Below are 20101 nucleotides of genomic sequence, written 5' to 3' on the forward strand. Positions count from 1 at the left end.
CCGTTTTTCATTCGCCGGGTCGCGATGCGCCCGTATCCGACCTTGGTGACCGCACGCGCAGAACCGGCGTGTTGGTCGAGGTGGTGTTCGACCGGCTTTCGCGCCAGACGACGAAGATGCCCGAGGCGATGATGACGCTTGCGCCGACCGCGACCCAGCCGTCCGGGTGTTCGCCAAAGAAGATCATGCCGAACAAGGTGGCCCAGATGATCTGGCTGTACTGGCTGGGCGCCACGACACCGGCCGGGGCCGCGCGATAGGCCAGAATGATCAGATGTTGCGCGATGACGGAGAACACTCCGACCAGTGCCATCATCGCCAGATGCAGCAGCGATGGCGGCTGGTAGACTGCCGGTTGCATCAAGCTCATGACCACGATCGCCAGCAGCATCGGATAGAGGATCAGCACGGCCGAGCGTTCCTCATTCCCGATCTTGCGCACCAAAACAGAGCCTAACGCGCTGCAAAACGCGGCTGTCAGGGCGGCCATGTGGCCGAGCGTGATATCCGTCGCGCCGGGGCGCAGGACGATCAGAACACCGATCAACCCGACGCCAACCGCGGCCCAACGTTGGACACGCACGACCTCTCCTAGAATCGGAATCGATAGCACTGTGACGAACAGGGGGAAGGCAAACAGCAGCGAATAGACCTCGGCCAGAGGCAGGACCGAAAAGGCATAGAAAGCGCAGACCATGGATGTGACCATCAGCGCCGACCGGAGCAGGACCAGCCATGGGTGATGCGGCAGGAAATTCCCGGTCGTGCGGTCCGTCAGGATCGTCACCGCCATTGGCACGAAGGAAAACAACGTGGCGAAGAAGATGATCTGCATCACCGAATAGGTCCCGCCCAGCACTTTGATCAGCGCGTCATGGCTGGCAAAGACCGCGAATCCCAGAAACGCGAAACCAAGTCCCCGGAGGGTGGTGTTTTGAGTGCTCATGATCTGGCCTCAGGCGATGTCGGTGTGGTGGCTTTAAGCCGGCGCAGCCAAATGGGCTGTCTTTTCCCTGAGTAGACGCATTTTCCCGGACCGCATAGCCCCTATTTTACCGCTAACACAGCAAAGCCGCCATGTTGTGAGATCAACGCAGGATCGGCGGCGCGTCCTTGGGCTGTCGGGCGGATTGCACGCCCGCTTTCATCCCCACACCGATCCGTCGGGCCAGCGCGACCCAAGGGGTGGCGATCTCAGCGGGTAGGGTTTGGGTGGCGACCTCCTCGAACAGGTCCAGCCAATGAGCGAACATCTCGGGCTGCACGTCGGGCCTTTCGCTGTGAACGCGCTGCGGATTGCCGTTGTAGCTGCGCTCATAAAGGATGGCGTTGCGCCAGAAGGCGGCGATCTTGTCCTCATGCGCGGGCCAGTCATTGACGTGCTTGTTAAACACCGGTCCCAGAACGGCATCCTCGCGCACGCGGGCATAGAAAGCGTGAACCTGCGCGTTGATCTGGTCTGGTGTCGCGGGAAAGCGCGGGGGCAAGGTGGGTCTGGTCATGGTGGTCTCGGATTTCGACTCTAGTCCGGGACATATCTGGGGCGGAGGTCAGGCAACAGGTGTGGTTTTGTCGCGCGGCTCGGGCGTCAGTAGATGCCGGATCAAAGCCACCGGATGCGCCTTCAGGCTGAGGCGTGTGGCGACGTAATCCTCGACCACCTGTTCGCCCAATGTCATCTGGGGCAGGTAGGCTGCGGGTTCATCCAGCGTCTCGCCCTCCAGATCCTGTGAAAACAGCGGCAGAGGTTTGGCGGTCGCAATCGCCTTGGCCTGCCACAGAGCCTCGCGCCGGGTCAGGTCGCAGGCGGCGAAGGCATCGGCCTCGGCCAGACGTTCGATCACCGATGGCCCCAAACCTGCGCGACGCCAGACGTCATCGACCTGAGTGTAGCCGTTGCCCCGTGCGGCGGTCAGCCAACTGGCGTCTTCCTCGCTGAGGCCCTTAATCTGGCGGAACCCCAGTCGCAGGGCGAGCCCACCATGACCATCAGGTTCCATCACATTGTCCCAGAAACTCGCATTGATGCAGATCGGCCGCACCTGAACACCGTGTTCGCGGGCATCCCGCACGATCTGGGCCGGAGCATAGAAGCCCATCGGTTGCGAGTTCAGCAGCGCGCAGGCGAAAATGCCCGGATGGTGGCATTTGATCCAGGCCGAGGCATAGACCAGCAGCGCAAAGCTGGCCGCGTGGCTTTCGGGGAAGCCATAAGACCCGAACCCTTCGATCTGGGAAAAACAGCGCTCCGCGAAATCCTGTTCGTACCCGTTGCGTTTCATCCCGCGTAAGAACAGTGCGCGGAACTCGCTGACATTGCCATGTTTCTTGAAAGTTGCCAGGGAGCGTCGCAGCCGGTCCGCCTGTTCCGGGGTGAATCCCGCGCCGACAATGGCGATCTGCATCGCCTGCTCCTGAAATAGCGGCACGCCCAGTGTTTTGCCCAACACATCCCCCAATGCGTCCGAGGGGAAGCTGACCTCCTCCTCTCCGTTCCGGCGGCGGATATAGGGGTGGACCATATCGCCCTGAATCGGGCCGGGGCGGATGATGGCGACCTCGATCACCAGATCGTAGAAATTGCGCGGCCGCATCCGGGGGAGGAAGTTCATCTGCGCCCGGCTTTCCACCTGAAACACCCCAATAGAGTCTGCTTTGCACAGCATATCATAGACCTCGGGGTCCTCGGGCGGCAGGGTGGCGAGGGTATAGCCGGTCTGGTGATGCTGTCCGATCAGGTCGAACGCCTTGCGGATACAGGTGAGCATCCCGAGGCTGAGGACATCGACCTTCAGGATACCTAAGGAGTCGATATCGTCCTTGTCCCAGCAGATGACCGTGCGCCCCTCCATCGTGGCGTTCTCGATGGGAACAAGCTCGTCCAGCCGCCCCTCGGTGATGATGAAGCCACCCACGTGCTGTGACAGATGGCGGGGGAAGCCGTCGATCTCATAGACTAGCATTAGAGTCTGTTTTAGCCGTCGATCTTCAGGATCGAGGCCGATTTCGCGCATCCGATGCGCCTCGAGCCCTTTGGTCGAGAAAAAGCCCCAGAGCTGCGAGGACAGGGCCGAGATCGTGTCCTCGGTCAGACCCATGGCGCGGCCGACCTCACGAATAGCACGCTTGCCGCGATAGTGAACGACCGTGGCGCAGAGGCCCGCGCGTTCGCGGCCATAGCGGTCATAGATATGCTGGATCACCTCCTCGCGGCGCTCGTGTTCGAAATCGACGTCGATATCGGGCGGCTCGTCGCGGGCCTCGGAGACGAAGCGCTCAAAAACCATCGTGCCCATCTCGGGGCTGACCTCGGTGATGCCGAGGCAGAAGCAGACCACCGAATTGGCGGCCGAGCCACGTCCCTGACACAGGATGTCGCGCGAGCGGGCGAAATGGACGATATCGCGGACGGTGAGGAAATAGGGTTCATATTTCAGCTTGCCGATCAGCCTCAGCTCATGGGCCAGCATCTTTTTGGCCTTCTCGGATGCGCCTGCCGGATAGCGCCATTTCAACCCCTCATGCGCCAGGCGGTACAGGCGTTGGGCCGGGGTTTCCTGTTCACTGCCTTCGCTGGGGTATTCATAGCGCAGCTCATCCAGCGAGAAGGTGAGCTGCTCGCTGAGGTCATAGGCGCGGGTGACGGCCCTCTCGTGACCTTTGAAGATCCGCAACATCTCTCCCTCGGAGCGCAACCGCTGTTCGCCGTTGGCCAGCGCGTCGCGGCCCAGCTCATCGACCTTGCGGCGCAAGCGAATGGCGGTCAGTACATCGGCCAGCTTACGGCGTGCGCCGTGGTGAATCATCGGCGCGGCACTGGCGAGGGTAGGGATGTCGAGTTGCTTTGATTCAGTCTCTAATAAAGAGAAATATGTACTATCCGCGCCATCATATCGAGGGTGCATTAGCAGATGTATCCGCCCACCAAAACGGCGCGTCAACTGTTGCGCCTGTGTCCGCCATGCGCTCGCGCCGCTCTTTGACCGGTCTGCTTGTGGCCAGAGCAGCAGGTGGAGGCCGTCGGAAAACTCCAGCAGGTCAGACAGGTGCAAGATGCAATCGCCTTTTTCCGCACGCAGGCGGCCTTTGGACAGGATGCGGCATAGGTTTCCCCAGCCTTGCCGGTTCAGGGGCAGGGCGGTGACGATGGGCGCGTCGGTGAAGATCAGCCGCGCTGCCGGGATCAGGCGCGGCACCGCGTGGATCGGGTACGAGGGCGGTTTGGGGATGTGATCGGGGCAGGGCGGGCCTAGGCTCGTGTTCTGCGCCTCCCACTCCAGCCGTTCGCGCACCTTACGGGCGATCTCGCGCGCTTGGGTATGGGCGCGAACGATCCCGGCGACCGAGTTGTCATCGGCAATCGCGATGGCGGGCAGGCCCAGGGTCACAGCACGCTCCATATACTCCTCGGGGTGAGAGGCCCCGGTGAGGAAGGTGAAGTTTGACGTGATCGACAGCTCGGCATACATGGCGAGTCACTATTATATTCACGTTTTGTTCTTTTTCGAGTCCTTTGCGCAGGAACCGGGTCGCTTGCGGCAGATCAGGAGGGCATGGTCGGGAAAAAAGGAGACCCGAAATGTTCAAGATCACCGCACTTCCCACTGAAGAAGTTCGTGCCCTGCAGGCGGGCGGGCTGGATGCCTATGGCGCCACGCCTGAGCGGGCTGTTTCCACCGGCGCAGGCAATCCCTGTCGTCATTGTTTGCAGAACATCCGCGAGGGGCAGGATATGCTGATTTTGGCGCATAGACCCTTTTTAGAGCCACATCCTTATGCAGAAACTGGCCCGATCTTCCTGTGTGCCAAACCATGCAACCGCTACGAAGGCGATGAATTGCCTGAGATACTGAAGTCTTCCCCTGACTACCTGATTAAGGGCTATGGCAAGGATGATCGGATCGTCTACGGCACGGGTGCCATCACGCCAACGGACCAGATCGGAGCCAAAATCGCTGATATCTTTGCCAGACCGGGCATCGCCTACATCCACGTCCGATCAGCGCGGAACAATTGCTATCAGGCGCGGATCGATCGGGCCTAGAGCTTGACCCGGTGCATGCCCCGGCGCGGCTGATCCTGATCCTCGGCCGGGGTGTCATCCGCACGCGAAGAGGTCAGCGCAAGGAATACATCCTCGAGGTCTGCTTCTTCAGTTCGGACGTCGCGGATGCGGATATTGGCGGCACGCACCGATTCCAGAACCTGTTCGGCGCTGGTCTGGGCGCTGCGATACTGCAGCACAAGGCTGCCATCGTCGCGCAGCGTGGCCTCGACACCATCCGTCATAGGCAAAGCGGTGACGGGGCTGTCAGGGGCGATCACCATCGTCCGGCTGTCCATGCGGCCCAGCAGGTTGGCCGTGCTGTCCTGAGTGATTTTTTCGCCGTGATTGATGATGGCGATCTCGTCGCACATCTCTTGCGCTTCTTCCAGGTAATGCGTGGTCAGGATGATGGTCATGCCTTGCTCGTTCAGCTTGCGCACATTGGCCCAGAGCATCTGGCGAAGCTCGATATCCACGCCTGCCGTTGGCTCGTCCAACACCAGGATCTTGGGGTGATGCACCAGCGCCTTGGCCAGCAACAGTCGACGCCGCATCCCGCCGGACAGCGTGCGGGCATAGGCCTCGGCCTTGTCGCTGAGGCCCACCAGTTCCAGAATCTCATCACTGCGGCGTTCGGCCTTGGGGACACCGTAGAGACCGGCTTGAACCTCCAACGCGCCTCGGGGGGTGAAAAAGGGATCAAGGTTCAGCTCTTGCGGCATGACACCGATAGCGGTGCGGGACGAGCGTGGGTTCTTGTCCTGATCATATCCCCAGATCGAAACATGGCCCGAGGATTTCACCACCAACCCCGCAAGGATGTTGATCAGGGTCGACTTCCCAGCCCCGTTGGGACCCAGCAAGCCAAAGACCGATCCGCGTGGTACGGTCAGGTCAACGCCCTTCAAAGCGTGTTTCTCGGGCTGGCCTTTGCCGCCGCGATAGGTCTTGCGCAGCCCTTCGATCCTGATTGCCGCATCGCTCATGTGGCTCTTGCCCCCGGCTTGCTCATCGCTCATAAACGCATCTAATGCATGCCCGCGAGGCCGACAACCAGTGAAGGATCGCCAGCCGTGACAATCGAAGCGCCGGAAACGAAGATCGTGGAAACTTCTCGTGTTGCCTGTGATGGCGGCGAAGGCGCTTTGGGACACCCGAGGGTGTGGCTGCAGATTCCGGAAGACACCGGATGGGTCGAATGCCCCTATTGCGATTGCAAATATGTGCTGGCGGATGGACATTCACAAAACTGACGCATAACTGTTACATCAACGGCGGCCGTGGTTGATTTGGCTTTTCATGGCCGGTACAGCCATTTGTCTACGGTATGAAACGGAACCCAAATGCTCTTTCCAGCGCAGCCTTTACAGCTGTCAGAACAGGATCTTTTGGCACGTGGTGGTCAAAGAAACGTATATGCGTGCCCAGGTCGGCCAGAGCTGCTGATCAAAATCACCAGGCCGCGTAAACGCCCTATTCGGTCGTACACCAAGCGGCTGATCCGGCAGGTGTTTCCCGATGCAAAATATCGCAACACCCTCAAAGAGATGGAATGCGAGTTGAAGGCGGCCTTGAAAAGCGGCTCTGACATAGCGAAACTACCTGTCGCGCGCGCATTCGGAATTGTTCAGACTGATGCCGGCCCGGGCCTTATTGTCGAGCGGATTCAGTCTGAGGATGGGCAACTTGCTCCGCAGCTGTCATCGGTGTGCAAACAGGGCCAGTTGACGGGCGACGTTCTGAGCGAACTCAACAGTTTTGTGCATCGGTTGTTTCAGCTTCAGATCGTAGGGCGCGATATCCACCCCGAAAACATTGTCTACGGGCTGCGCAATCAGACCAAAATATTTGTTCTGATTGACGGGTACGGAGAGCGCAATCTGGTTCCTTTGCGCACGCTGAGCCGTCGTTTGAACAACCGTTCGCTTAGCAAGCAGATGCAGTATATCGCTGATCGCACGGGACTGCTCTGGGACAAGTCGCAGCGGGTCTTCCGCACTAAATGACAGCCCCGATAATTAGGGCGCTGCAGCGGGTGCGGACGTTTCCATGGTAAGCGAGGCACAAAACGATCCCGAAGAGCTCCTTACCGGCCCTCTGCCCAAATCTTGCCGCGATTGTGATGGTACTAAGGTGGTGCAGTCAGCATAGGTGAGTGTGATGACGGACATTTCTGCTACGGAAACTGCCCGTCCAGTTTTCGGATGGATCGGGTTTTGTACGGCGTCGGTTGCGTTGTTTGCGGCGCTGCTAGTGTTTTGGGCCGGACCGTTTGCGCCGCAACCTTCCACCGGCGTGTCACTGGGGGAGCTGGCAGCCAAGCTTGGGAAATCCACCCTGCGCGCCGCTGCAGGTCTCGAGCAGCCCGAACCTGTCGCCCAAACCCGCGATCTGGACGATTTCTTGCAAATCGGTGTCGCCATGCTGGGCGGTTTGGCCATTGTCGTCTCTGTTATTGGCATTTTGCGCCATGAACGGATGCGGCCTGCCATCGCCGGAGTGAGTATCGGCGTCGGCGCTATCCTGTTTCAGTTCTTCGCGATGGCGTTTTTTGCTTTCCTAGGCGCGCTGGTCATCATGGCGCTGCTTCACAGTTTCTCGGACGTGTTTGGCGGCCTCTTTGGCGGTTAACTGACGTTCCTCACTGGTCAGTCGCGCGGCCCTGTGGCAGAACCATCCCTGACCGATAGGGAGCACGCGCATGAGCAATTTCGGAAAAGGATGTCACCTGCATCTGATCGACGGATCGGCCTTTATTTTTCGGGCCTATCACGCGCTGCCTCCGCTGACGCGCAAGTCGGATGGTTTACCAATTGGCGCTGTGTCGGGCTTCTGCAACATGCTGCAGAAATATGTCGAAGGAAATGCCGGCCCCGATGCGCCGACCCATGTTGCGGTGATTTTCGACAAGGGCTCGCATACCTTCCGCAACGATCTTTATGACCTCTACAAAGCCAACCGCGAGGCGATGCCCGAGGATTTGCGCCCGCAGATGCCGCTGACCCGCGAGGCGACGAAGGCTTTCAACATCGCCTGCAAAGAGCTTGAGGGCTATGAGGCGGACGATATCATTGCCACGCTGGCCGTGCAGGCGCGCGATGCGGGTGGGCGTGTGACCATCGTCAGCTCTGACAAGGACCTGATGCAGTTGGTCGGCGGCGGCGTTGAGATGCTAGACGCCATGAAGAACAAACGCATCGACACGGATGGCGTGTTCGAGAAGTTCGGCGTTGGCCCGGATCGCGTGGTCGATGTGCAGGCGCTGGCAGGGGATAGCGTTGATAACGTGCCAGGGGCCCCGGGGATCGGCGTCAAGACGGCGGCTCTGTTGATCAACGAATATGGCGATCTGGAAACCCTGCTGGACCGCGCGGAAGAGATCAAACAGCCTAAGCGCCGCCAGACCCTGATCGAAAAGCGCGAACAGATCGAGCTATCGAAGAAGTTGGTACAGCTGGATGAGAACACGCCGCTGGATTTCACTCTCGACGACCTTGAGGTTCAGGACCCTGACCCCGAAACCCTGCTGGGCTTTCTGGCGGATATGGAGTTCCGCACCCTCACCAAACGGATTGCCGACAAGCTAGGGGCTGAGGCTCCGGTCATCGCCGACGCGCCCGCGCCAGTCGCGGAAGAAGTTGTGGCCGAGGCGATCCCGTTTGACTCGTTGAAATACGAATGCGTGCGGGACGCGGGCGCTTTGCAGAAGTGGATTGATCAGGCTTATGAACGCGGCTGGGTTGCCGTAGATACCGAGACTACCGGGCTGAACGAAATGATCGCCGATCTGGTCGGTATTTCGCTTTGTATCGAAGCAGGGGAGGCCTGTTACATCCCGCTGACCCACCGCGACGGTTCGGCAGATGATCTGTTCGGCTCGGATGCGCTGGCCGAGGGGCAGATGCCGCTGGAAGAGGCTCTAACACTGCTGAAACCGCTGTTCGAAGACCCTTCGATCCTCAAGATCGGGCAGAACATGAAATATGATGCCAAGATCTTTGCGCGCTATGGCATCGAGATCGCTCCGATCGATGACACGATGCTGATGTCTTACGCCATGCATGGCGGTGAGCATGGGCATGGAATGGACACTCTGTCCGAGCGCTATCTGAGTCACACGCCGATCCCGATCAAACCGTTGCTTGGGTCCGGCAAGTCGGCGATCACCTTCGACAAGGTCGCAATTGATGAGGCCACGGCCTATGCGGCTGAGGATGCGGATATCACGCTGCGCCTGTGGCAGTTGTTCAAGCCGCAGTTGCATCAGGTTCAGGTGACGACGGTTTATGAAACGCTCGAACGCCCGCTGGTGCCGGTTCTCAAAGAAATGGAGATGCACGGCATCAAGGTGGATCGCGATGTCCTCAGCCGGATGTCGAACGCCTTCGCGCAGAAAATGGCCGGATTTGAGGCTGAAATTCACGAATTGGCCGGTCAGAACTTCAATGTCGGCTCGCCTGCGCAGTTGGGTGAGATCCTTTTCGACAAGATGGGTCTGGAAGGCGGCAAAAAGGGGAAAACCGGGAAGTACTCGACCGGGGCCGATATTCTTGAGGATCTGGCGACCGAGCATGAATTGCCGCGCCGGGTGCTGGACTGGCGGCAGCTGTCTAAGTTGAAGTCGACCTACACGGATGCGCTGCAGACCCATATCAACCCGGACACGGGCCGCGTGCATACGTCTTATTCGATCACCGGGGCGAACACCGGCCGCTTAGCCTCGACCGATCCGAACCTGCAGAACATTCCCGTCCGGACCGAGGAAGGCCGTCGCATTCGTGAAGCGTTTATCGCCGAACCGGGTAATGTTATGGTCAGCCTCGACTACAGCCAGATCGAGTTGCGGATTCTGGCGCATATCGCTGAGATACCGGCGTTGAAGCAGGCCTTTGCAGACGGGCTGGACATCCACGCGATGACCGCGTCCGAGATGTTCGATGTGCCGTTGGATGAGATGACGCCGGATATCCGCCGTCAGGCCAAGGCGATCAACTTTGGCGTGATCTATGGCATCTCGGGCTTTGGTCTGGCGCGCAATTTGAGGATTCCGCGCGCCGAGGCGCAAGGGTTTATCGACCGGTATTTTGAGCGTTTCCCTGGTATTAGAGCCTATATGGACGACACGGTCGCCTTCGCCAAAGAGAATGGCTATGTGCAGACCCTGTTCGGACGAAAAATCCATACGCCTGAGATCAACGCGAAAGGGCCTCATGCCGGGTTCTCGCGTCGGGCGGCGATCAATGCTCCGATTCAGGGGACGGCGGCGGATGTGATCCGGCGCGCGATGGTGCGGATGCCTGAGGCGATCAATGGGCTGCCGGCCAAAATGCTGTTGCAGGTCCACGACGAATTGCTGTTCGAAGTCGCCAAAGATGCGGTGGATGAGGTGATCGGCGTTGCGCGGGATGTGATGGAGGGTGCCTCGGACCCTGCCGTGAAGCTGGACGTGAAGCTGGTTGTGGATGCTGGTCAGGGGGCGAACTGGGCCGAAGCGCACTAAAGTTCGCCGCTCATCAGGCCCGGCGGGCCCTTTTCGCTGCGGGTCAGTCCTGCGGCCTGACCATGCGGTTGACGAACCGTTGCACACTGGGGCCAAACAGAAGGATTACGGTAAAGGCGATGGGCCAACAAAAGGCCCATGAGGCCATCCAATCGCTGAGGGTGGACGGGCCAAAGCCGATGGCTTTGACTGTTGCGATCCCGGTGACGATGCAGGACATCAACCCGGACATGATCAGGCTGAACACGGCGCGGGCATAGCGGGCAGGGATCATTAGGCGTTTCCTTGGTATCTAGGGTAGGACGGACGGCGCTATTTGCGGATCAGAGATCTGCATTGGCAACAACTGCTTTATGCATCCAATCCAGGGATGAGCTCGTCAAAGCTGTTGAGGGAGTATATTCCGCACTGACCCATCCTTCATAGCCAGAGACCTCCATCGCCTTGAACAGGGTCTGAAAATCCAGATCTCCGCTACCCGGTTCGGACCTGCGGGGTGCTGCGCCGATCTGGGCGTGGATGACGCGATTGTGAAAGCGATCCCAAATCTCCAACGGATCCGAGTGGATCATCTCTGAGTGAAAGCTGTCATATTGGAGGCCCAGATTGGGACGATCTACGCGGTCCAAAACCTCCGCGGCCAAATCGTAGTCGTTGAGGAAATAGCCGGGTTGGGACACGGGGTTCAAAGGTTCGATGGTAAAGGTTTGACCGGGGGCTGTATCGGCGGCCCATTGCAGGTTGCGAACAAAGCAATCCAGCGCCTCAGGCCCCGATGCATAGCCGGACATGATGTGGATCAGGCCCGGTTTCAGCACATCGGCATAGCGCAAGACGCGGCGGATATCGGATTGGAATCGTGCCTCACCGCCTGGAACAGCGGCATAGCCCGGCTCACCCCCGGTGTAGTTTGGCGGAGGCGCGTTGATCAGCACAAGCTCCAACCCGTTGGCCAGAAGGGCGCGGCGGGTCTCTTTCGCGGCCAGTTCATAGGGGAACAGAATTTCAACGGCCTTGAAGCCCGCCTCGGCCGCAGCCTGGAACCGTTCCAGATACGGGAGTTCGGTAAAGAGCAGAGAGATATTGGCGGCGAACTTGGGCATGAGAGGCCTTTGGGTCGGTGATCCGCCCAAGCTTAGTCTCCACCGATTTTCGAGGAAAGGGATTGAAAACGACAGATTGTCGAAAATCGACAAGAAGGCAGGCCCAAGTCCAGAGATGTTTGGGCTAACACGGCGAATCATTTTTCTACGCCGTTCCAACAGAAGGTCCGATCCCATGGCGATGAGCCCTGATCCTGTGCGCGGGAACACTCTTCCTATGTCCACTGGCCGCAGCTCGGCCTTGTCTGGAAACGGTTTGGCTGTGGCGTCCATGCTGACCTGGGCAGCGGGGTTTCCTGCGGCCGAAGTGTTGCTGCAGACCTGGCCTCCGGTCGCGCTGTTCGTGGCGCGCCTGGCGCTAGCAGTGGCGGTCATGGTGCCTCTTTGGTTTCTGATCGACGGGCCAAGCCGGGTTTTACGCGCCCGTTGGGGTCATGCGATGCTTGTTGGCGGGACACTCGGGGCCGGTATGTTCCTGATCATCGTGGCGCAAAAACTGACAGATCCGGTGACGGTTGCCATCATTGCTTCCTGCGCGCCATTGTTTGCCACCCTGATCGAACTGGCAACCGGGGCACGACGGTTGCGCTGGAATTTCGCGCTGGGCGTTGTGGTGTCCATCATTGGCGGTCTGATCGCGACCAGTGCAGTAGCGCCAGCGCAATTGGGTTTGGGCGCGATCTGCGCCATCGTGTCCACCGGTTTGTTCTGCTGGGCGACCATGGCAACGGCGCGGGATTTTCCCGAACTGAGCCAAACCGGGCGCAGCACCATCACCTTCTTCGGCGGCTTGGTTGTCGCTTTGCTGCTGTTCTTCGGGGCGCGCCAAGTGGGTATGGATGTCGTGCCAACGGCGCAGATTGATGTTCAACAGATCGGAATGCTTGGGATCTATGCCCTGGTGTCTATGGGCCTCAGCCAGGTTCTGTTTGTCGGATCCGTTGGGAAACTGGGCGTTGCTTTGGCCTCGTTCCACATCAATATCGCACCGTTCTACGTGATGCTGATCATGCTGGTGCTGGGGGAAGAGTGGAACTGGACCCGCGCTTTGGGCGCAGGTGTCGTTGCGGTGGCCGTCGTGCTGGCGCAGGATCGCAAAGTTGCAAAGCCGGCCTAGTCCGGCAGGTCTTCTGACTTGATCAACTGGAAGAAACGCTGTTCGGACCAAACTCCGAACCAGCCCTCATGATGGGTACCCATCTCGACCAGCCGGTAAAAGCTCTTGCGGTCAATCCGGGCTTCAAGGGCATCACGGATCAGTATGTATGGAGAGGGTTCCCGGGTCTGCGGGTCCATGACAACGCGGATCGGGTGATCTGGCCCGGCCACTGCGATATCGCCAACCTTGGTGGTGAAGGTCAGAGCCTGCGCCTCATCTTCGCCCGAGGCATCGACGTCGACTGCGATGAACGGCACGTCCTCGACGGTGATTCCCACCTTCTCGACCGGGGTCACCAGATAGTATTTCCCGTCTTCCAGCTTAAGAATTGAGGAAAAAAGCTTCACAAGCTCGAAACGGGTGATGGGCGAGCCTAAATAACTCCAAGTGCCATCTTTGGCGATCCGGATGTCCAGATCACCGCAAAAAGGGGGATTCCAGAGGTGAACGGGGGGTAAACCCTTGGTTTTGGTCGCTTTGATCGACGCCGCAAGACCGTCAGGGGAAGGTTTCACAGGTTTTTGTCCGCTCATTGCTTTTGCCATTTCCTCTCAGCGCGATAGACTTCATCTATAATAGTCCACGGAAGGGAAAGTCATGTCCGAACCTGCCGACCTCGTGTCCGAGATCGAAGCGTTGGAAAACAAGCTGCAAGAGGCGAAATCCTCGATCACCCGCCGCTTCATCGGGCAGGAGAGGGTCGTGGATCTGACCCTGACGGCGCTGCTGTGCGGGGGGCATGCCCTGCTGATCGGTTTGCCGGGTCTGGGAAAAACCCGACTGGTTGAAACGCTGTCCACCGTGATGGGCCTTCATGGCAACCGTATTCAATTCACGCCTGACCTGATGCCCGCCGATATTCTGGGGTCCGAGGTTCTGGACACCGCCGATGATGGCAGCCGACATTTCCGGTTTATTTCGGGGCCGATCTTTTGTGAGCTGCTGATGGCGGATGAGATCAACCGCGCCAGCCCTCGGACGCAGTCTGCCTTGCTGCAGGCGATGCAGGAACGCACAGTGACCGTGGCGGGCGAAGATCGGGTGCTGGGCACACCGTTCCACGTGTTGGCAACGCAAAACCCGATTGAGCAAGAGGGCACCTATCCGCTGCCCGAAGCTCAGCTAGACCGTTTCCTTGTGCAGATCGACGTGGAATACCCTGATCGCCAGACTGAGCGGGATATCCTTCTGGCCACCACCGGCGTGGCCGAGGACGAGGCGCATCAGATCTTCAGCAAAGAAGAGCTGTTGGCCGCCCAAGTCCTGCTGCGCCGGATGCCTGTGGGGGATTCGGTTGTGGAACTGATCCTCGATCTGGTCCGCGCCTTCCGCCCGGAGGAAGCGGGCGTCTCGGATCGCGTCGCTGAAACCGTTGCTTGGGGTCCCGGTCCGCGTGCGGCGCAGGCGCTGATGATGACCGTGCGGGCGCGGGCGATGTTGCAGGGGCGTCTGGCCCCGAATGCCGAGGACGTTCTGGATATGGCCCGCCCGGTTCTCAGCCACCGGATGGCTCTGAACTTCGCGGCGCGCGCGCGGGGCGACAGCCTTGCCGATCTGATCGATAGCACAGCGGCTGGCCTGATCCGCACTGAGGCTGCGGCGTGAATGCTGCGCTAACCCTTCGTCAACGTTCCGAGGCCGAGGCGTCCCGGCTGCCGCCGCTATTGGCGCGGGCCGAACATCTGGCAGGCACTGTTCTGTTGGGTGACCATGGCCGACGTCGATCCGGCATGGGGGACGACTTCTGGCAATATCGTCCCGCCCAGATCGGAGACAGCCGCCGGATGATCGACCACCGCCGCTCGGCACGCGGGGATCAGCAATTCGTGCGCGAACGCGAGTGGCAGATCGCGCAGTCGGTCATGCTGTGGGTCGATCAGGGGGCCTCGATGCGCTTTGCGTCGGATAAGGCGCTGCCCTCCAAGGCGGATCGTGCTCGGCTGTTGGGTCTGGCGACCGCGATCCTTCTGGTGCGCGGCGGGGAACGTGTTGGCCTGACGGGTACAACCCTGCCGCCCCGACGCGGGAACGCACAGATCATTCGTTTGGCCGAGGCGTGGTCAGAGGACACGGAGGTCGACTACGCGCCACCCGAACACCGCGCCATGATCCCTCATGCCCGTGCGGTGTTCATCTCGGATTTTCTTGGCCCGATGGATGAGGTTGAACTGGCCCTGACCAAAGCAGCAGATCGCGGCGTTCGGGGTGTTTTGTTGCAAGTCCTCGATCCGGGGGAAGAGACGTTCCCCTTCGCGGGCCGCACCATTTTTGAAAGCGTCGGCGGCACCGTTCGGCATGAAACGCTGAAGGCCGGAGAGCTGCGCGACCGGTATCTGGACCGCCTTGCCGAGCGCAAGGATGCGCTGACGCATCTGTGCCGCGCGACCGGCTGGCAATTGGGTCTGCACCACACCGGAGAAAGCGCGCAATCGGCTCTATTGTGGCTCTATCGTGCGCTGGACGGGGGTGTTCAATGACCGTTTTGGCGGGCATCGGTTTCACCGCGCCATGGGTGTTGTTGGGTCTGCTGACCCTGCCGATCCTGTGGCTGATCCTGCGCGCGGTCCCACCCGCGCCGATCCGTCGGATGTTCCCGGCGGTCACACTTCTACTCGGCCTCAAAGATGATGAGAGCGTATCGGACCGGACACCCTGGTGGTTACTTTTACTGCGGATGCTGGCGGCGGCAGCGATCATCATCGGTTTGGCCGGTCCCGTATTGAACCCGTCGCGCGATCAGACGGGCACTGGCCCCCTGATGCTGGTGCTGGATGCAAGCTGGGCCGGGGCCACGCGCTGGTCGTCGACGTTGGACCAGATCGATGCGCAATTGACCGAAGCCGGACGCGCGGGCCGCCCCGTCTCGATCCTGCGCCTGACCGAGCCGGAACCGCCGGTGTTCCAGGCGGCAGAGGCGTGGCGCAACCGTTTGCCGGGCCTTGTTCCGAACCCGTGGCAGCCGACCGAGGATCAGGTTGATCAGGTCATCGCCGCGCTGGATCAGGTCGAGGGCGGGTTTGATACGCATTGGTTCAGCGACCGCTTGGGCTATGAAAAACACACAGAATTAGTGTCTGAACTGCAGTCCCGCGGGCGGGTCACCGTCTACCACTCGAACGCGACGGCGCTGGCGCTTTTGCCTGCCGTTTATCAGGACGGTGTCATTCAATTGAACGCATTGCGGGCCGAACCGGGCCCGGAGGAGAGCGTGACCGTTCTGGCGCAAGGCCGTGACCCGGCAGGCACGGCACGGATACTGCAATCGGCCGAGATGACTTTCGCAACCGGAGAAACACAGACCCAGATCGACCTCGCTCTACCGTCTGAGCTGCGCGCCCGGATCACACGGTTTGAGCTGCAGGGCCAGCGCTCGGCCGGGGCGGTGACGCTAACCGATGACAGTTTGCGGCGGCGCGAGGTTGCGCTGATCGCCGGAACCCTCAACCGCGAGGGGTTGGAGCTGTTGTCGCCGCTCCATTACCTCACGCAGGTTCTGATCCCCACCGCCGATTTTGTTGAGGGCGGCCTGCCCGAGGTTCTACCTGCAAATCCCGATGTAATTGTGCTCTCGGATGTCGCCCAGATCTCGGGTCCGGAAGAGGTTGGCTTGATCGAATGGGTCGAACAGGGCGGTCTGTTGCTGCGGTTTGCGGGCCCTCGCATGGCGGCCAGCGATCTGGGGCGCGACGAAGAGGATACGCTGCTACCGGTTCGTCTGCGCAGCGGCGGGCGTACCGTAGGCGGCGCGATGAGTTGGGGGGAATCCAAGACACTGGCACCGTTCCCCGAGGATTCGCCTTTCTACGGGTTGCAGATACCAAACGACGTGACCGTGTCCACTCAGGTTATGGCGCAACCAGACCCTAACTTGGCCGATCGCGTGATTGCGTCGCTGTCAGACGGCACCCCTCTGGTCACCCGCAAGGCGCTGGGTTTGGGGCAGGTTGTCCTGTTTCATGTGACCGCCGATGCGGAATGGTCCAGCCTGCCGCTGTCTGGCCTGTTCGTGGAAATGCTGGACCGTCTGGCCGTCGCCTCGGCCGCGAAATCGCGTCAGGTCGCGCAATTGGAGGGCACCACGTGGGAGCCGGTCCAGATCATGGACGGGTTCGGCACGTTGTCCGATGCCGGTACGCTGGCGGGTGTGGATGGGGTTGACCTGGTGTCAGGCCAGATCGGGCCCGACCTTCGCCCCGGCCTCTATGAAAGTGGGAAGCAAAAGCTGGCGCGGAACGTTTTGTCCGAGGAGACAACGCTCAGCCCCGTTATCTGGCCCGCAGATGTACCGATCCGTGGGCAGGAGGTCTCAACCGAGACGCCTCTCGGGGGTGTATTGCTGAGCCTCGCATTGATTCTGCTGACCGTGGATGTCATCGCATCCTTGGCCTTGTCGGGTCGTTTGGGTCTGGCGAAGGCGGCGGCGATGGCCATGGGGGCCGTGCTGATGGCGCCCGAGGCGCAGGCGCAGTCGCCCGATGAGAGCGACTTTGCCCTCGCCGCGACACATGAACTGGTTCTGGCGCATGTGCTGACTGGTGACAGCCAGGTGGACGACATCGCGCAGGCTGGGTTGCGAGGATTGGCTCAGACGTTGAACTACCGCACCTCGGTCGAACCCGCTGCACCGATTGGCGTCGATCTGGAACGGGATGAGCTGGCCTTTTTCCCGCTGCTCTATTGGCCCATCACGCAAGATCAGCCGCGCCCCTCGGATGAGGCCTATGCCAAGTTGAATGCCTATCTGCGCTCGGGCGGTATGATCCTGTTTGACACGCGCGATGCGGATATCGCAGGGTTTGGTGCCTCCAGCCCCAATGGGCGCAAGCTGCAGCAACTGGCCGCGCCGCTTAATATCCCCGCGTTAGAGCCGATTCCGAACGATCATGTGCTAACGCGGACCTTCTATCTTCTGCAGGATTTCCCCGGTCGCTACGCGGGAACCGATGTCTGGGTTGAGGCCGCTCCGCTGGATGCCGAACAGATCGAAGGGATGCCCTTCCGTAACCTCAACGACAACGTGACGCCCGTGGTGATCGGCGGCAATGACTGGGCCGGGGCCTGGGCGGTGGATCGCAACGGGCAGGCCCTTCTACCCGTCGGGCGTGGCTATGCGGGGGAACGTCAGCGCGAGCTGGCCAATCGCTTTGGGGTCAATCTGGTGATGCATGTGCTGACCGGGAACTACAAATCCGATCAGGTCCATGTGCCTGCTCTGCTGGACAGGTTAGGACAATGACCGGAACCGTAATCTTTGATCCGCTGATCCCGTGGCCCATACTGTTCGTGGTCGCCTCGACCGCCGTTGCAGGCGTGGTCTTGGCAGTCTGGCGTGGGTTGTCCGGGTGGGCTTTGCGTGGGTTGGCCGTGTTGGTAGTGATCGCGGCACTTGCCGGTCCGGTCTATCAGGTCGAAGACCGCGCGCCGCTGACAGATATTGTCCTGATGATCGAGGATGAAAGCGCCAGCCAGACGCTCTCGGACCGGGCCGATCAAACCGCCCAAGCGGCTGAGGCCTTGGCGGCCGAAGTCGAGTCGCGTGACAATACCGAACTGCGCCGCATCCGCGTGGGCGACGGAGATGGCGACGAAGGCACGCAGGTGATGGCCGCTGTGAATGCGGCCCTGGCCGAGGAGCCGCGCGCGCGGGTGGCCGGTATACTTGTTGTCTCGGACGGGATTGTTCATGACGTTGATCAAGCACCTGACCTGCCCGCGCCTCTGCATCTTTTACAAACCGGGCGCGCGAGCGACTGGGACCGCAGGCTCATCGTCCGCAATGCGCCTGCCTTTGCCATCATTGGTGAACCCGTAACCCTGACTCTGCGCGTTGAAGACAGCGGCGCGGCTCCGGGCGGGGCCACCAGCGCGCCGCTTGAGATCTCGGTTGATGGGGGCGAGCCGGAGGAATTCCGTATACCCATTGGCGTGGATGTCGAACTGCCGGTTTCTCTGCCGCATGGTGGGCGGAACGTCATCCAATTCACGGTCCCGGAGGCCGATGGTGAGCTGACCGATCGCAACAATACCGCATTGATCCAGATGAACGGCGTGCGCGACCGCCTGCGCGTCCTGCTGGTGTCGGGCGAGCCGCATCCCGGCGGACGCACCTGGCGCAACCTGCTGAAATCCGACAGCTCGGTCGATTTGGTGCATTTCACCATTCTGCGCCCGCCCGAGAAACAGGACGGCGTCCCGGTGGATGAATTGTCTCTGATCGCCTTCCCGACACGCGAGCTGTTTCTGGAGAAGATCAATGATTTCGACCTGATCATCTTTGATCGCTACAAACGCCGGGGCATCCTGCCTGCGATCTATCTGGATAACGTGGCTGATTATATCGACAGCGGCGGCGCTGTGCTGATTGCCGCTGGCCCGGATTTCGCCACCGCAGACAGCATCTTCCGCTCGCCCCTCGCGGGCAGTCTGCCAGCGCAACCGACGGCACGGGTGATCGAAGAGCGTTATGTTCCCATGGTCAGCGATTTGGGGCATCGGCACCCTGTGACCACCAATCTTGGCGATTCTGAGGATTGGGGTGCGTGGCTTCGCCAGATCGACGTGAATGAGCGCTCGGGCCAGGTGCTGATGACCGGCCTTGAGGACCGGCCGCTGTTGGTGTTGGACCGGGTCGGTGAGGGACGGGTAGCCCTGTTGGCGTCAGACCACGCCTGGCTGTGGAGCCGTGGTTTTGAAGGCGGCGGGCCTCAGCTGGAACTGCTGCGACGACTGGCCCATTGGATGATGAAAGAGCCCGAGCTTGAGGAAGAAGCGCTTTGGGCCGAGGCCAATGGCCAGTCGATGCGCATTGTTCGCCAGACCCTCGAGGAAGAGGTCGGACAGGTCACGATCACCCGGCCCAATGGCGAAACGCTTGAGATCACCCTTGAAGAGGTTTCGCCCGGACGGTTCGAGGCGCAGTATTTCGGGCCTGAGATTGGGCTTTATCGCCTGCAGGAGGGCGATTTGATGGCCGTGATCGGCCTCGGTCCTGCGGCACCGAAAGAGTTCGAGCGCACCATTGCAACAGGAGACGTGCTGGAACCCGTGATCGCCGCCATGCGCGGTGGTGTGATCCGGCTGGAAGAGGGTTTGCCCTCAATCCGCAACGTCCGCGCTGGGCGTCCGGCTGCAGGGCGCGGCTGGATTGGTCTTACCCCACGCGAAGCTTATGAGACGCGCGACGTTACGCAAGCCGGGCTGCTGCCACCATGGCTGGTTCTGCTGTTGGCCGGTGGGTTCTTGCTGGGCGGATGGCTGCGCGAAGGGCGTCGTTAGATCGCATCGGGTTAGGC

At 60.5% G+C, this 20101-nt stretch carries 17 protein-coding genes; 10 read left to right on the forward strand and 7 right to left on the reverse strand.

The features are described from left to right. Positions 1-7: 7 nt before the first annotated feature. The 3 genes from ACXAH8_RS16790 to ACXAH8_RS16800 all read right to left on the reverse strand — a co-directional run bounded on the left by ACXAH8_RS16790 (position 8) and on the right by ACXAH8_RS16800 (position 4469). Complete coding sequence (locus ACXAH8_RS16790) at positions 8-946, reverse strand: DMT family transporter (protein ID WP_475219928.1); 939 nt, start codon at positions 944-946, stop codon at positions 8-10. A 142-nt stretch (positions 947-1088) separates the two neighbouring features. After that, positions 1089-1502, reverse strand: a complete 414-nt coding sequence (locus ACXAH8_RS16795) for a group III truncated hemoglobin (protein WP_170555298.1) — start codon at positions 1500-1502, stop codon at positions 1089-1091. Positions 1503-1550: 48 nt separating this feature from the next. Then, a complete protein-coding gene (locus ACXAH8_RS16800; RefSeq protein WP_475219929.1) occupies positions 1551-4469 on the reverse strand; it encodes an error-prone DNA polymerase in 2919 nt (972 codons plus the stop codon). A 110-nt stretch (positions 4470-4579) separates the two neighbouring features. Between ACXAH8_RS16800 and ACXAH8_RS16805 the strand changes: the two genes are divergently transcribed. After that, positions 4580-5044 carry a DUF1203 domain-containing protein gene (locus tag ACXAH8_RS16805; protein ID WP_475219930.1) on the forward strand — a complete coding sequence of 155 codons (465 nt, stop codon included), beginning with the start codon at positions 4580-4582 and terminating at the stop codon, positions 5042-5044. Here the strand turns inward: ACXAH8_RS16805 and ACXAH8_RS16810 are convergent. Further along, entirely contained in the window at positions 5041-6033 is a 993-nt protein-coding gene (locus ACXAH8_RS16810; protein WP_475220033.1) for an ABC transporter ATP-binding protein, read from the reverse strand. The genes ACXAH8_RS16805 and ACXAH8_RS16810 overlap by 4 nt on opposite strands. A gap of 87 nt (positions 6034-6120) precedes the next feature. Here ACXAH8_RS16810 and ACXAH8_RS16815 point away from each other — a divergent pair, with 87 nt between their 5' ends. The 4 genes from ACXAH8_RS16815 (at position 6121) to polA (ending at position 10547) form a co-directional block, all read left to right on the forward strand. After that, positions 6121-6300: a zinc-finger domain-containing protein gene (locus ACXAH8_RS16815; RefSeq protein WP_170379537.1), complete on the forward strand. Its 180-nt coding sequence runs from the start codon at positions 6121-6123 to the stop codon at positions 6298-6300. Between the two features lie 90 nt (positions 6301-6390). After that, on the forward strand, positions 6391-7053 hold the full coding sequence (locus ACXAH8_RS16820; RefSeq protein WP_475219931.1) for a YrbL family protein: 663 nt from the start codon (positions 6391-6393) through the stop codon (positions 7051-7053). A gap of 154 nt (positions 7054-7207) precedes the next feature. Beyond that, positions 7208-7678 carry a hypothetical protein gene (locus ACXAH8_RS16825; protein WP_475219932.1) on the forward strand — a complete coding sequence of 157 codons (471 nt, stop codon included), beginning with the start codon at positions 7208-7210 and terminating at the stop codon, positions 7676-7678. A 70-nt stretch (positions 7679-7748) separates the two neighbouring features. Beyond that, positions 7749-10547: a DNA polymerase I gene (polA, locus tag ACXAH8_RS16830; protein ID WP_475219933.1), complete on the forward strand. Its 2799-nt coding sequence runs from the start codon at positions 7749-7751 to the stop codon at positions 10545-10547. A gap of 43 nt (positions 10548-10590) precedes the next feature. On the opposite strand, the gene ACXAH8_RS16835 is transcribed toward polA, so the two are convergent. Continuing rightward, on the reverse strand, positions 10591-10821 hold the full coding sequence (locus tag ACXAH8_RS16835; RefSeq protein ID WP_170379529.1) for a DUF2798 domain-containing protein: 231 nt from the start codon (positions 10819-10821) through the stop codon (positions 10591-10593). A gap of 49 nt (positions 10822-10870) precedes the next feature. After that, on the reverse strand, positions 10871-11650 hold the full coding sequence (locus ACXAH8_RS16840) for a hydroxypyruvate isomerase family protein (protein WP_475219934.1): 780 nt from the start codon (positions 11648-11650) through the stop codon (positions 10871-10873). Positions 11651-11867: 217 nt separating this feature from the next. Here ACXAH8_RS16840 and ACXAH8_RS16845 point away from each other — a divergent pair, with 217 nt between their 5' ends. Then, positions 11868-12767: a DMT family transporter gene (locus ACXAH8_RS16845; RefSeq protein ID WP_475219935.1), complete on the forward strand. Its 900-nt coding sequence runs from the start codon at positions 11868-11870 to the stop codon at positions 12765-12767. Here the strand turns inward: ACXAH8_RS16845 and ACXAH8_RS16850 are convergent. Further along, positions 12764-13342, reverse strand: coding sequence for a DUF1285 domain-containing protein (locus ACXAH8_RS16850; protein WP_475219936.1), 579 nt, complete (start codon positions 13340-13342; stop codon positions 12764-12766). The genes ACXAH8_RS16845 and ACXAH8_RS16850 overlap by 4 nt on opposite strands. A gap of 64 nt (positions 13343-13406) precedes the next feature. Here ACXAH8_RS16850 and ACXAH8_RS16855 point away from each other — a divergent pair, with 64 nt between their 5' ends. The 4 genes from ACXAH8_RS16855 to ACXAH8_RS16870 are packed head-to-tail and all read left to right on the forward strand — an operon-like array spanning position 13407 to position 20084. Next, the gene (locus ACXAH8_RS16855) at positions 13407-14414 is read left to right on the forward strand and encodes an AAA family ATPase (RefSeq protein ID WP_170379521.1); all 1008 of its coding nucleotides are present in this window, start codon (positions 13407-13409) and stop codon (positions 14412-14414) included. Further along, positions 14411-15286, forward strand: coding sequence for a DUF58 domain-containing protein (locus ACXAH8_RS16860; RefSeq protein ID WP_475219937.1), 876 nt, complete (start codon positions 14411-14413; stop codon positions 15284-15286). The genes ACXAH8_RS16855 and ACXAH8_RS16860 overlap by 4 nt, the downstream gene beginning before the upstream one ends. Then, a complete protein-coding gene (locus ACXAH8_RS16865; RefSeq protein ID WP_475219938.1) occupies positions 15283-18045 on the forward strand; it encodes a DUF4159 domain-containing protein in 2763 nt (920 codons plus the stop codon). Before ACXAH8_RS16860 ends, ACXAH8_RS16865 begins: the two co-directional genes overlap by 4 nt. Further along, the gene (locus ACXAH8_RS16870) at positions 18042-20084 is read left to right on the forward strand and encodes a hypothetical protein (protein WP_475219939.1); all 2043 of its coding nucleotides are present in this window, start codon (positions 18042-18044) and stop codon (positions 20082-20084) included. Before ACXAH8_RS16865 ends, ACXAH8_RS16870 begins: the two co-directional genes overlap by 4 nt. Positions 20085-20101: the final 17 nt, after the last annotated feature.

The sequence above is a fragment of the Ruegeria sp. ABV3_008 genome, assembly GCF_056161185.1.